Raw genomic sequence first — 13257 nt, 5'->3', positions numbered from 1 at the left:
TAATAATAATATTAATAATTTATCCTCCTCTTGATAAGTCTAGAGCGTAGACATCAAATTGACCCATAAATCAGAAAGCAAAAATAACATTTTGTCTTCTAATTATAAATTCATCATTACCCATTACATTAATTGCTTCATAAATTAAATTACCAGCATCTTGTTCTAAATTAATTCTCATTCTTTCGAAGTCATATATAGTTGATCTACCATACATTTCATTTTTTCTTTCAAACTCAACTTCTGTTAGAACCCTTTCATAGGTATCCATATATTTAGTATTATTTCTTAATCTTTGTTCAATTCCTCTACAGATATTTTTTATTTCTTTATCTAAAGCGAATAGAGCCTCATGTAAATTTCTTAATTTATCATGTCTTTTCATAGTCTATCCCCCTGTTGTAATATTTTTAATTATACCTAATAATGTAAATTTTTACAATTGATAGAAAAAAATAGGTATTTATTTTTCTTTTATCCTTATTATTTCTTCCACCTTATTATTAGAAGAAATTTTAAGTAAAACTCCGCATAATTGTCCGCTATTTGATGATGGTATAAACTTTGCCTGTAGTCCGGTTTTTTCTTTTAAAATTACCTCATCTGGATTAACTCCAATTATTGAATTAAGTGGTCCAGTCATACCAACATCGGTTATAAATGCGGTTCCCTTTTCAAGAATTTGTTCATCTGCTGTTTGAACATGTGTATGTGTGCCAAGCAATGCAGTTATTTTACCATCATAATTAAATGCAAATGCAGCTTTTTCTGCGGTTGCTTCTGCATGAAAATCAACAATATGAATATCTGAATTATCATTTTCTAAAATACTATCAAGTGATTCATAAGGATTATTAACAGGGTCCATAAACATTCTACCCATAAGATTTGTTACTCTTATTTTTTTATTATTACAATTATACAAGTAACTTCCTTTTCCTGGTAAATAACTAGACATATTATGGGGTCTCAATAAGTCATCAACTTCATTAATGAAATTGCAAGTATCTTTTTGCCTAAAAATATGATTACCGCTTGTTATAACATTTATACCTTGCTCTTTTAAAAAATTATAATGATTATTATTAATACCTTTTCCATGACTTATATTTTCACCGTTAGCAATTATAAAATCGACTTTATATTTTTTTACTAAATCTTTTAATTTTAAATTAATTATTTCCCTACCAGAAGATGAGAATACATCTCCAATAAATAAAATATTCATTAAATCTCCTTTTCAATTAAGTTCAATAAGTTATCAACTGATATATCTTTGTTTTTAAAACTTTCAATTAAATGTTTTATTTTATTGTGTTTATAAACAAAGTTTAATTTTTCTTCTGTCTTTTTCAAAAAACTAACAGTCTTTGTTAAACTATCATGTACAGCACTTTTTGAAATTTTTAATTCATCTGCGATTTCTTGAAATGAATAATCCTCAAAAAAATATAGTTCAAAGTATTGCTTTTGTTTATCTGTTAATAGATTTTTATAATAATCAAAATATTCTGATATTAACATTGTTTTTTCTAAATCATTATTGCTCATTATTATCGTCATCATCTTCCATAAAATCTGCGGTTAATTCATAAATATAATCATCAACACTAAATAACTTAATATCATCAACTTTTTCTCCAGTTCCAACAAGTTTAACTGGTATTCCTAAAATATCTTTTATAGCAAGTGCTATACCACCTTTGCTTGTTCCATCCATTTTTGTTAAAACTATTCCCGTTACGTCAGTTGCTTCTGAAAAAGCCTTTGCTTGATTAACTCCGTTTTGACCAGTCTGTGCATCAATAACTAATAATCTTTCATGCGGACCATCCTTTACACTTTTTTGAATGATTTTAGTTATTTTTTCAAGTTCTCTCATTAAATGTTCCTTATTTTGTAGTCTACCTGCTGTATCAACTAATAATAGGTCATATTTTTTTTCTAATGCAACTTTAATAGAATCGTAAACAACACTAGCGGGGTCCTTAGTGTTATTTTGTGGTTTCATTAAATCAACATTTTTTAACCTATTAATACATCATTGTTCTAGTTGCTCTACTGCTCCAGCTCTAAAAGTATCACCAGCTGCTATTAGTACCTTTTTATCTTGTATACTATAGAAATTTGCAATCTTTGCAATACTAGTAGTTTTACCAACCCCATTAACACCAACAATTAAAAATATATTCAATCTACCTTCTTTGTAGTTTAGTTCTGTTTTTGGTTTTCCTGAATTTGTGTAAGATTTGTATATCTCTTCAGCTAAAATTTCTTTAACTTCTTTAAATCCGTACTTAGGTTTTACTCTTTTTTGCACATTATTAGATATTTCTAAAACCATTTTCATTCCCATGTCTGTTTTTATTAGCACATTTTCCAATTCTTCATAAAAATCATTATTAGGTATTTTATATTTTTTTGTAAGTTTTTTTATATCACTTGAGAATGTAAGGGTATTTTTATGCTCTTTTTTGTGTTTTTTTTCTTGCTTTTTTATTATTCTACGTTCTTTTAAACTACTTCAAAATCCCATTTTATTTCTCCATTTTTCTTATTTAATTGTATAATATTTTTGATACTAAAATTATTTAAGGTGGAATTTATGAAAAAAATACTACAGATGATGTTTGCATTAGGATTAACTGTTGTTCCTTCAACTCTAGGAACTGTTAAAAAAGCAAGTGTTAATGAATCAAAATATGAAAATTTTATCCAATCATGAAATGAATTTTTATATTATAGATATGATATGTCATCATCTGAAACAGATTATGTTAAAAAAAATATAAAAAGTATTGTAAAAGATAATCTTGGAGACGACCCATTATTTATAGATATTTTTAAAGATGCTAATATAAAATTTTTGTCACTTGTTGGTGATCAATTAAAGGTTCAATTCTCTAATAAAAAAAATAAGTCAATTATATCAGAAGATATAATTAAAAGTTTTACACTAATTTTGTATAATTATGACAATATTGATAAGTTTATCAAAAATACACAAGATTATTTGAAGCTATACCCAATGATAATTGATAAGAATAATTACATTCAACTCGAAATTGAAGATAAATTAAAAGCAAGATATCAAAACTTTATTGATTGATACAGTTTTGAGTTATTATACTTGAATAATATAAACGAATTTTATGATTTTTTAGATTTTGATGCTATTAAAACAACATTAGAATCAAAAAACTACATAAAAGCTGATTATTTGTGTAGCACAAATTTAAAGTTTTATTTTAGACGTGACATTAAAAGTTTAAGAAATAGTGAAGATAAAAAAATATTTTTTTCAAAGGATAAATCAGTAATGACATTCAATATATTAAAGTGGTTATCAAAACATACTTATTTAAATCCCTATGATAAAGATTGTGCTAATTTCTTTAGTATTGAATCTATTGATTATAAAAAGGGATATACTACCATTACACTTAACAAAAAGTATTTTGATAAATCTTTAATAATTACATTAAATGAAAAATAAATCATAAGATTTATTTTTTTTCGTTTTTTTTGTTTATAAATTCTTGTAATTCTTCAAACTTACCTGTTCTAATGAATTGAACTGTTTCTTCAATATTTAATAGTTGTTCACTGGCTCTTTCCAGATTTTTTAATTGTTTTACAATAGTTATAATCTTAACTGCTTCTTCCTTACTTTTTGAATCAAGAACTTTTTCTGCAAGCGCATTATTAATATCATTAAATTCATTAGTTAATTGTTCTTCTACTTTTATAACCTTTTGGTGTTGATCTTCATTATAGTTTTCAACAAGGTTCAATATTATATTCAGCATTTTATTTACTAAGTTAAACATTTTAGAAATTTGTTGTAATTCGATTGTCTCTGGTTTATATTTCAATGAGAAGTAACAAATATTTTTTGCTACGTCCGCTATTCTTTCAACCTCTCTACAAATTAAAACTCCTCCAACCGCTAATCTTAAATCACCAGCAACCATTTGTTGTTTCGCAATTTTTCAAAGAGCCATTCTCGTAAAGTTATTCTGCATGTCATTTATTCTAACATCATTATCAATAACTTCTTGTGCAATATCATAGTTTTGGTTTTTTAAAGCTTCAAATGTACTTGCAAATTGTGTTTTAGTTAATTCAATAATTGATAGCAAATCTTTTTTAATAACTTCAATGTCTCTGTCTAATATTTTATTGTATGACATATTGCTTGCTTCCTTTCTCTTATCCAAATCTACCTGAAATATAGTCCTCTGTTTTTTTGTTTTTTGGGTTAGTAAATATTCTCTTTGTTTTATCATATTCAATTAACTCACCATTTAAGAAAAATGCTGTATAATCACTTATTCTTGTAGCTTGTGCCATTGAATGGGTAACTATTACAATTGTAAACTCTTTTTTTAATTTTAGTATTAATTCCTCCACTTTTAAAGTGGCAATTGGATCAAGTGCACTTGTTGGTTCGTCCATTAGAAGAATTTTTGGTTTCATTGCAATTGCTCTTGCAATGCATAACCTTTGTTGTTGGCCTCCGCTTAAACTAAGTGCAGAATCTCTTAAGTAATCTTTTACATCATCTCATAATGCAGCTTTTTTTAAAGAGTCTTCTACTATTTGATTTAAGGCAGCTTTATCTTTTACACCTTGATTTCTTGGCCCAAAAGCCACATTATCATAAATTGATATTGGGAACGGATTTGCTTTTTGAAATACCATACCAACATTAGTTCTTAATTTAACTACATCAACCCCTTTTTCATAAATTTTTATATCATTAACCTCAATTTGTCCTTCAAGATAAATATTATTTACTAAATCATTCATTCTATTTATTGATCTAATAAGAGTTGACTTACCACAACCTGATGGTCCAATGAAGGCTACAACAGTGTTTTGCTTAATATTCATATTTATATTTTTTAATGCTTTCTTTGTTTTATTGTAATAGAAATTAAAATCACTTATTTTAATTACTTCAGGTCTTTTGCTAATCGGAACATTGTGAGTATTTTTAACATAAAGTTGATCTTCTGAAATCTCTTCTATAACTTCTTGATTAAGTTCTTCATCTACATTAGTAGTTTTTATTTTATTTAACTTTGCCATGATTACCCCTCTTTTTAATTAGTTTTTCTTGGTCCTTTAGCATCTTTAATTATATCTTTTATAACTTTTTTTCTAATCCTACTATTTTTATAATAAATTCTAATATTTTTATAACTTATTGTTCTAAATAACTTCTTGAACTTTCTTCTTATATTTTTAAATAATTTTTTAAATCAAGCTCTATAATGAAATTTAAAAATTGAATTATATAGATTTATAAACTTACTTTTTCAAGTTACATTTTTATGAAGTGGATCTAACTTATTACTTATATATCTACTCAAAATTATTAATCCTAAAACTAATAATATTGCTACAAACGCTATTTGATAAGCAGTTCCTAGTAGTTCAGCAGTACTTCCTTCTGAAGCTAGCATGTATATTTCAGTTGTTAGTGTTGCACCTGAAGAAAAGAAACCATCTGATGGCATTCTTACAGCTGTACCAAGTGTTAAATAAACAGGAGCTGATTCACCAATTATTCTTGATACAGATAGAATAACAGTAGTCATAAATCCTTTTAATGAATTTGGAATAACTACTTTAAACATAACTCCCGACTTTGACATTCCCATTCCATAAGCAGCTTCCTTGTATAATGTTGGGACTGATGTAATTGAGTCTTCAAACGAAGTAATCATTGTAGGCATAATCACAATTGTCATAGTTAAACTAGCAGCAAATATAGACATTGGAAGTCCCATCGCAGTTACAAATAAACTTAGACCAAATACACCAAATACAATACTTGGAGTAGAAGCAAGAACATTTATACAAAATCTAATGATCTTAGCAAACTTACTATCTTTATGTGCATACTCAGCTAAATAAAGTGCAATAAATAAAGATAAAGGAATTGCAATAATAATTGTTGATACAACTAATAATATTGTCGTTAATAGCAATGCGAATATACCTGATCTTTGTCCTGTTATTTCTACAAATGAATAATAGTTAAAATTAATTAATCCATTAGCTATTACTGTTATAAGTATTCAAGATATAAATCCTATTATTATAGCTGTTGAAGATATCATGAATGCCCGTAGCACTGTTGAGTGAACTTTTTTTCTAAATCTAGATTCTGTATTTGTTTGAACAAGGACATCTAATTTATGTGAATTATATGTATAGTTTTTATTATAACCAATAGAAGCAAACTTTTTATTTTTTTTATGTCTGTTTCTATTACTATTGCTAATATTTCCAATAGCCATTATCAATAAATTAATAATTATAACAACAAAAAATAAAACTAATCCAATTGCGTATAATGATGATTCATGAATTGAACCATTATTCTCCAGCATTTCTAACCCAATAGTTCCTGCTAAAGTTTTTATTGAAGAGAATAAGAACCCTGTAAATCCATCATCAACATTTAAACCTCTGGTTGAATTTCCTGCTATTAATATAACGGCCATAGTTTCTCCAACAATTCTTGCAATTCCAGTTATAATTGCAGTAACTATTTTAGGTGATGCAGAAACTAATACTACACTAAAAGTAGTTCTCTCTTTTGTCATCCCTAATGCTAATGACGCATATTTGTGACCTTCCGGAACAGCTTCTATTGCATTTATTGATAAAGCAATCATAGTTGGCAATGCCATAAATGATAATGTTAAACTTGCTGTCATCATGTTTGCACCTGTTGGTGCACCCATTTTAACAAACATTGGTCCTATTTGATCTATTGCAAATAATCCAAATACAACAGATGGTATTCCAGCAAGTAATTGAATAAATAGAATTACAAATTTTTTTAGTCGTCCAGATAAATATTCTGTAATAAATAATGAACTAAAAATTGTTAGTGGAATAGCGAATATTAATGATATTAATAACATCATTAACGTTGATGCAATTATTCTACCTATTCCATAGCTTGAATCAGATGCTCCATCTTTACCTGGGGATCAATCCCCTGAGAATATAAATTTAAAAAATGAGAATTCTTTAAAGAAGTTTACTGATTTATAAAGAATAAATGATATAAGAATTGTCAGAATTAAAATGACAATTGTTGTCATAAAAATAATTAAATTCTTTGATGCAATATCTATCTTTTTAGATCTTGTTTTATATTGCTTCATTGATCTATGTTTTTCTTTCATCTTACTCCTGGTTCCCCACTTGTTTGTGTAATTCATTAAAAATTATTGATTTTACTAACCCTTCTATATTAAAAGGATTCTCTTTATCATCTTCATTTCACAAGTAAAGAAATTCAATAAAATTATAAAGTTCTTCAAAATGTTTACTTTTAATATTAGCAATGCATATAAATGGTCTTTTAAATGAGTAGCTGTTTATTATGAACTCATTATTACTATTATATGTATCTGACTTCTCTCAAGATAAACTTTCATCGCTAAACTTGAAAGGATTATTTCCCTCTGTTAATGGAGATGCTAATTTTTGTCATTCTATTCCAGCTAAATATATTCCACTATCTTTTGAAAGATTTTGTATAAAACCATTGGAAACATATCCAAAACCAGTCGATGATCTGATTTGTTCTATCATTGCACCATTTGAATTAACTACATTAGAGTTTGGCATTTTTTTAATTTTAGTTAAATCCGAAAATGCAGATCTAGTTCCTGAACCGTCTTCTCTAGTAAATGTTGGAACTTTATTGTTTCCAGCATCTTTATTATCTTCATTTCATGTTTTTAATAAATCTAAATTAGATTTATTTAACTTAGCTAAAAATTTTGACGCTAAATCATATCATGTTATATTACCTTCATACAATAAAGCTAATAAATCATCTTTTTCATTAATATTAAAATTTACGAGATCATTTATAGAAGTTCCATTAACTTGTTTTGATCAGTAACTAGGTGAATTAAATATAATACCAATTGCATCAATAGCAATTGTTATTGATAAAAAACTATTTGATTTTGAACTATTACTATATTCTTTAAGCTGTTTTTTATAATCGGTGAAACTTCCATCTTTATTAACTTCTCAATAACCATCTTTAATAAAACTATTACCACTTGACAATGTTTGGCTTTTACCTTCTCCATCAACAGCATCTTTAGAGATGAAACCAGCCTCGTACATTCCTTTTTCAACCCCACTAACACCTGCTTGGCTACCAGTTGAATTATAAACGAAATCATTTTTGGAATATGATTTTGTTGCTAGTTGCATGAACGGGTTAACACTCGTACTACCACCAATAACAATTGAATCTTTTGTTGTTGCAATCGTTCAAATTCAAAAACTTAACATAATTAATAAGAATGAAATTAGAAATATACTAATTTTTTTACTCATTTAAAATATTCTCCTTTAACCGTTAATTGCTACTTGTAATTTTTTTAGCATCAACTAGTTTAATCTGTACAATTTTAGTAATTCCTTTTTGTTCCATAGTTGCCCCAAAAAGCTTGTCACAATTTTCCATTGTTCCTATTCTATGGGTTACAATAATAAATTGAGTATTGCTTATAAAAGTTTTTATATACTTAGCAAATCTTTCAACATTTGCAATATCTAATGGCGCTTCAACTTCATCAAGTATAACTAATGGTATTGGCCTAACTTTTAAGATTGAGAACAATACTGATAAAGCAACCATTGATTTTTCTCCACCACTTAATAAATTAAGATTTGAAATTTTTTTTCCAGGTGGTGCAAGTTTTAAATCAATACCAGTGTTTAGTATGTCATCAGGGTCAGTATAGATTATAGAAGCCGTTCCTCCTCCAAACAGAGTTGCAAATGTTTCAGGAAGAACTCTATTCACGTCTGAAATAATCTTTTTGAACTGGTCTATCATTTGTTGATCCATATCAACTATAGCATTCTTTAGGTTTTTTATTGATTCAATTATCTCGTTTGATTGAGATAAATATAATTCATATCGACCATTTTCTTCTTTATATTCTTCAATAGAATCGACATTTATACTTCCTAGTGAATTTATTTGACTTCTTAGTTCTTTAATTTTTTCTCTTACTTCTTTTTCATTTTCTATTTCTACTTCTTGTAGTTTTAATGCATTTTCATAAGTCATATTATAATCTTGTGCAAGCCTGTCTTTTGCATTAGATTGCTTTTCTCTTAATAAATTACTATCACCATTTAAACTTGAAAACTTCTCTTTTAATACACTTAACATATTTCTATCAACCTCAAGTGCTTTAAATAAATCATTTTGTTTTTGACTAGATTGATCTTTCAATGAACGAATTACATTTATTTCTTGCTCAATTTGAAGTTTAAAATTATTTGCAGCTGTAATTTGTTCCATAACTTTTATTATTTGTTCATCAATTGATTTATATTCTATAGATTCACTATTCAACTCATTACCAGTTAAAATTCTAAATTCATCTTTAATAGTGTTTAGGTTTTTTTCCAAATTCTCTGAGTTCTTTTTAGAAGTTGCTATAGATGCTTGAATTTCATTATGATGCTCTCTTTGAATTTCTATTGATTCTGAAATTTTTAAGATTGTTGCTTCTATACTTTCTTGCTTTGAAAGCAACTCTTGTTTAGCTGTTTCAAACTTTTCAATTGAACCACTATCAAATAAATTTGTATTTTTATTTTTCTTACTTCCACCAACAATTGCTCCATATGGTAAAATTCTTTGACCATCTAAGGTAATAATGTGAAACTTTGCATTCGTTACTTTTGATAAATTTACTGCATTGTCAAAATTATCAACAATTAAATAATTTGATAATAAATAATCTAAAACGATTTTATATTTTTTTTCAATAGAAACTATTTCATTACCAAACCCAATAAAACCATCTGTATTTTTAATAATAAATTTTGTTTGATCATTAATATAATTAGCTTTTAGTGTATCTAAAGGTAAGAAAGTTGCATAACCACCTTTATTGTTCTTAAGAAATTCAATAGCATTTTTTACATTTGATGTATTCTTTACAATAATGTTTTGTAAATTATTTTGTAATGCTGTTGAAATTGCATGTTCATGGTCTTTATTAACTTTTATAAAATCAGATACAGTGCCTTCAATGCCTGGTAAGATATTTTTATTTTCTAATATATTTTTTACTCCATCAAATAAATTATCCAATGAGCTTTTTTTCGCCTGCAAGTTTTCCAATTGAATTTCAATCTTATTAATATTTTTATTTAATGCTTCTAATTCATTATTTAATTTATATCTTTCAGATGATAAATTATCTATTTGAAGTTTTTTATTATGTTTTGAATTAATAAGACTTGTTAAGTGATTTTCTTCAGATTCTATTTCAATTTCTAAATATTTAGCTTGATTTTTTAGTTCTGAAATTTTGTATTCACTATCATCAATATTTGTTTTATCTTTTTTTGACTCTAAAGTAATCTTAGCAACTTTAAGTTCACTTATTTTTTCTACTGCTTTTGTGAAATCTTTATTAAGTTTTGAAAGATCTTTGTCGTTAACATTACTAGTTGAGACTAACTGGCTATATTCTAAATTATTTTTAGTAATAATTTTTTGTAAACTATTCATTTCATTTTTTAAATCTGCTTTTTGATTTTCTAAATCATTTAATTTTGATGTATATATTTTAATGTCATTAAGCAGTACCGAAACTTCAATTGACTTTAGTTCATCAAATGCCTTTTGATACTCTTGAGCTTTCTTAGATTGCTTTTCTAAACTTGGAAGCTTTCTTTCAATTTCATTTATTATATCGTTAATTCTATCTAGATTATCTTGTGTTCTACTAAGTTTTCTGATAGCTTCATCTTTTCTTTTTTTATATCTAGCAACACCAGCTGCTTCATCAAAAAGTTTTCTTCTTTCTTCAGGTTTTGACTCTACAAAGTTACTAATTGAACCTTGTGATATTATTGCTAAACTTGATTTTGTCAATCCTGTTTCTAATGCAACATCCTGAATGTCTTTAAGTCTTACTCTTGAATTATTAATGTAATATTCAGATTCTTTTGTGTTTTTAAAGTATTTTCTAGTAATGGCTACTTCATTAAATTCTAAAGAACTAAATGATCTGTTTGAGTTATCAAATACAAGTGTAACTTCTGCTAAGTTTAGAGCTTTTCTTTCGCTACTTCCTGAGAATACAATGTCTTCCATTGAATCTCCACGTAAAGTTTTATATGACTGTTCACCTAGTGCTCACATAATGGCATCATTAATATTAGATTTACCACTACCGTTAGGTCCAACTATTCCTGTCATTGAGAAATCGAAATCCAGTTTAATTTCTTCAGCAAAAGATTTAAAGCCAATAGCTTCTATTCTTTTTAAAAATATCATTTTTACCTCTTGTATTTGTATATAGCCGTCCTATATAACTGGTTTTATTATAAACTTAATTATTAAAAAATACCAAACAAATTAAAATTTTGTTTATTTTTTTATATTAATAAAAAACAATAACATACGTTATTGTGTCTTACTTTTTTTTATTTTTGATAATGCATCTTTAGCTGCGAGTTGCTCAGCCCTTTTCTTACTTGTGCCCTTTCCGACTCCATATAACATATTATCTATCATAACGTGGGCTGTAAATACAATTTGATTGTTGTTATCTTTTTGTTGTGAGAATAATTTATAAACTAATTCATTTCTCATTTCTAATTGTATTAATTCTTGTAATTCAGATTTATAATCAGATACTTCTTCTAAAAAATTGTTTAAATTAATCTCTTTAAATAACGTATTACTTAGCCAATTGTTTAGACTTTCGCTATCACTATCTAAATAAATTGCAGCAGTTATAGATTCATAGACATCAGATAATATTGAGTCCTTATTATAACCTTCAGAATCTAATTCACCAATTCCAAGTCTTATTAATTTACCTAAACCAATTGACCTTGAAATTATTGCCAATGATTCTTCTCTTACCACAGCGCTTCTAGTTTTAGTAAGAACTCCTTCATTGGCTTTATCAAACTTATTAAACAAATACTCACTAACTTTTAATTGGATAATAGCATCACCTAAAAATTCTAATCTTTGATAATTCCTTGATAATCTATTTTCATTAGCAAATGAGTTATGAGTTAATGCTTCTTCATATATACTTTGATTATTAACTATTACATTTAAATTTTCAAAAAACTTCTTTATACTATTCATTTTTTAATACTTCTTTCAATTTATTTACAACATCATTTTTAATGGCATTATATGTCATTTTTAATGTGCCATAAAATGATCTTTTATCGCTTGAACCGTGAGACTTAAATGCAATTTTATTTAGACCAATTAATAATGCACCTGAATGGTTTTTATAATCAAATTTTGCAGATACTTCTTTAAAAGCTTTTCTTAATCTTAAGGCAGCCAACTTTCTAAAAATATTTTTTGTTAAAGCTGATTTAATTTCGTTTAGTAAGTTTTTTCCCATTCCTTCAGCAGATTTTAATGCAATATTTCCACTATAACCATCAGTTACAATTATGTCAACATATCCTGATGTAATATATCTAGCCTCAATGTTTCCATAAAAATTAATCTTTTTATTTTTTTCTAACTCTACGTAAGTTTCCTTATGAAGTTCCTGTCCTTTTGTTTTTTCTTCCCCTACATTTAATAAACCAACTAGTGGTTCATTAATTTTATTAATAACTTTTGAATATGCGCTTGCTAAAATAGCAAAAGTTGTTAAATCATTTATATCACATTCAATATTAGCACCAACATCTAATAATAAGGTTACCTTATCTTTTATAATAGTGGGTATAACTGGCATAAATGCCGGCCTTGATACACCTTTCATTTCTTTTAAAATAAAATGAGAAGCGGCAATAAAGGGAGCTGTTGCTCCTCCAGTAACAATAGCATCCGCTTTATCTTCATTAACTAATTCAATCGCCCTCACCATACTTGAATCTTTTTTTCTTCTAAATTCTAATATACCATCGTTCATATTAATAACTTGAGTAGTGTTAACAATCTCTATTCTATCTGAGTTATATTTAAGGTTTTGAAGAATTTTCTTTATTTCTTCTTGGTCACCAACAAGTATAACTTTTAAATCATTTATTTCCTTTAATATTTGAACCGTTGCTTCTATAGCTGGTATAAGGCCATTATCTGAACCCATAACATCAAATGCAATTATTTTATAGCACATATTTTAATCTCCAATATAATAATATCGTAATATTATTTACGCAAAAAAACAATGTTTAAACATTGTT

General features: G+C 26.6%; 12 protein-coding genes. 1 reads left to right on the top strand and 11 read right to left on the bottom strand.

What is annotated here, in order from left to right; genetic code table 4:
* Positions 1–19: 19 nt before the first annotated feature.
* The 4 genes from SCORR_RS01105 to ftsY all read right to left on the bottom strand — a co-directional run bounded on the left by SCORR_RS01105 (position 20) and on the right by ftsY (position 2536).
* Positions 20–385 (bottom strand): hypothetical protein, encoded by a 366-nt coding sequence (locus tag SCORR_RS01105; protein ID WP_094048287.1) that lies wholly within the window; start codon positions 383–385, stop codon positions 20–22.
* A 78-nt stretch (positions 386–463) separates the two neighbouring features.
* Positions 464–1228, bottom strand: coding sequence for a TIGR00282 family metallophosphoesterase (locus SCORR_RS01100; RefSeq protein WP_094048285.1), 765 nt, complete (start codon positions 1226–1228; stop codon positions 464–466).
* Positions 1228–1551, bottom strand: a complete 324-nt coding sequence (gene ylxM, locus SCORR_RS01095; protein ID WP_094048283.1) for a YlxM family DNA-binding protein — start codon at positions 1549–1551, stop codon at positions 1228–1230. Before ylxM ends, SCORR_RS01100 begins: the two co-directional genes overlap by 1 nt.
* Positions 1541–2536 (bottom strand): signal recognition particle-docking protein FtsY, encoded by a 996-nt coding sequence (ftsY, locus tag SCORR_RS01090; RefSeq protein WP_094048281.1) that lies wholly within the window; start codon positions 2534–2536, stop codon positions 1541–1543. Before ftsY ends, ylxM begins: the two co-directional genes overlap by 11 nt.
* Before the next feature lie 69 nt (positions 2537–2605).
* On the opposite strand from ftsY, the gene SCORR_RS01085 reads away from it, so the two are divergent.
* Positions 2606–3496, top strand: coding sequence for a hypothetical protein (locus SCORR_RS01085; protein ID WP_094048279.1), 891 nt, complete (start codon positions 2606–2608; stop codon positions 3494–3496).
* A gap of 10 nt (positions 3497–3506) precedes the next feature.
* On the opposite strand, the gene phoU is transcribed toward SCORR_RS01085, so the two are convergent.
* The 7 genes from phoU to plsX form a co-directional block, all read right to left on the bottom strand.
* Positions 3507–4193 (bottom strand): phosphate signaling complex protein PhoU, encoded by a 687-nt coding sequence (gene phoU / locus SCORR_RS01080; protein WP_169709024.1) that lies wholly within the window; start codon positions 4191–4193, stop codon positions 3507–3509.
* A 19-nt stretch (positions 4194–4212) separates the two neighbouring features.
* Positions 4213–5025, bottom strand: a complete 813-nt coding sequence (gene pstB / locus SCORR_RS01075) for a phosphate ABC transporter ATP-binding protein PstB (RefSeq protein WP_425442627.1) — start codon at positions 5023–5025, stop codon at positions 4213–4215.
* 83 nt (positions 5026–5108) lie between these two features.
* A complete protein-coding gene (gene pstA, locus SCORR_RS01070; protein ID WP_169709023.1) occupies positions 5109–7211 on the bottom strand; it encodes a phosphate ABC transporter permease PstA in 2103 nt (700 codons plus the stop codon).
* A 1-nt stretch (position 7212) separates the two neighbouring features.
* Complete coding sequence (ptsS, locus tag SCORR_RS01065) at positions 7213–8388, bottom strand: phosphate ABC transporter substrate-binding protein (protein ID WP_094048273.1); 1176 nt, start codon at positions 8386–8388, stop codon at positions 7213–7215.
* A gap of 22 nt (positions 8389–8410) precedes the next feature.
* A complete protein-coding gene (locus SCORR_RS01060) occupies positions 8411–11362 on the bottom strand; it encodes an AAA family ATPase (RefSeq protein WP_094048271.1) in 2952 nt (983 codons plus the stop codon).
* A 129-nt stretch (positions 11363–11491) separates the two neighbouring features.
* Positions 11492–12190: a ribonuclease III gene (gene rnc, locus SCORR_RS01055; RefSeq protein WP_094048269.1), complete on the bottom strand. Its 699-nt coding sequence runs from the start codon at positions 12188–12190 to the stop codon at positions 11492–11494.
* Positions 12183–13190: a phosphate acyltransferase PlsX gene (gene plsX / locus SCORR_RS01050; protein ID WP_094048267.1), complete on the bottom strand. Its 1008-nt coding sequence runs from the start codon at positions 13188–13190 to the stop codon at positions 12183–12185. Before plsX ends, rnc begins: the two co-directional genes overlap by 8 nt.
* Positions 13191–13257 lie beyond the last annotated feature (67 nt).

The organism is Spiroplasma corruscae, assembly GCF_002237575.1.
GTDB classification, from domain to species: Bacteria; Bacillota_I; Bacilli_A; order Mycoplasmatales; family Mycoplasmataceae; genus Spiroplasma_A; species Spiroplasma_A corruscae.
Note: the sequence above shows the minus strand (reverse complement) of the source record. Positions and strands in the feature narration are given on the sequence as shown.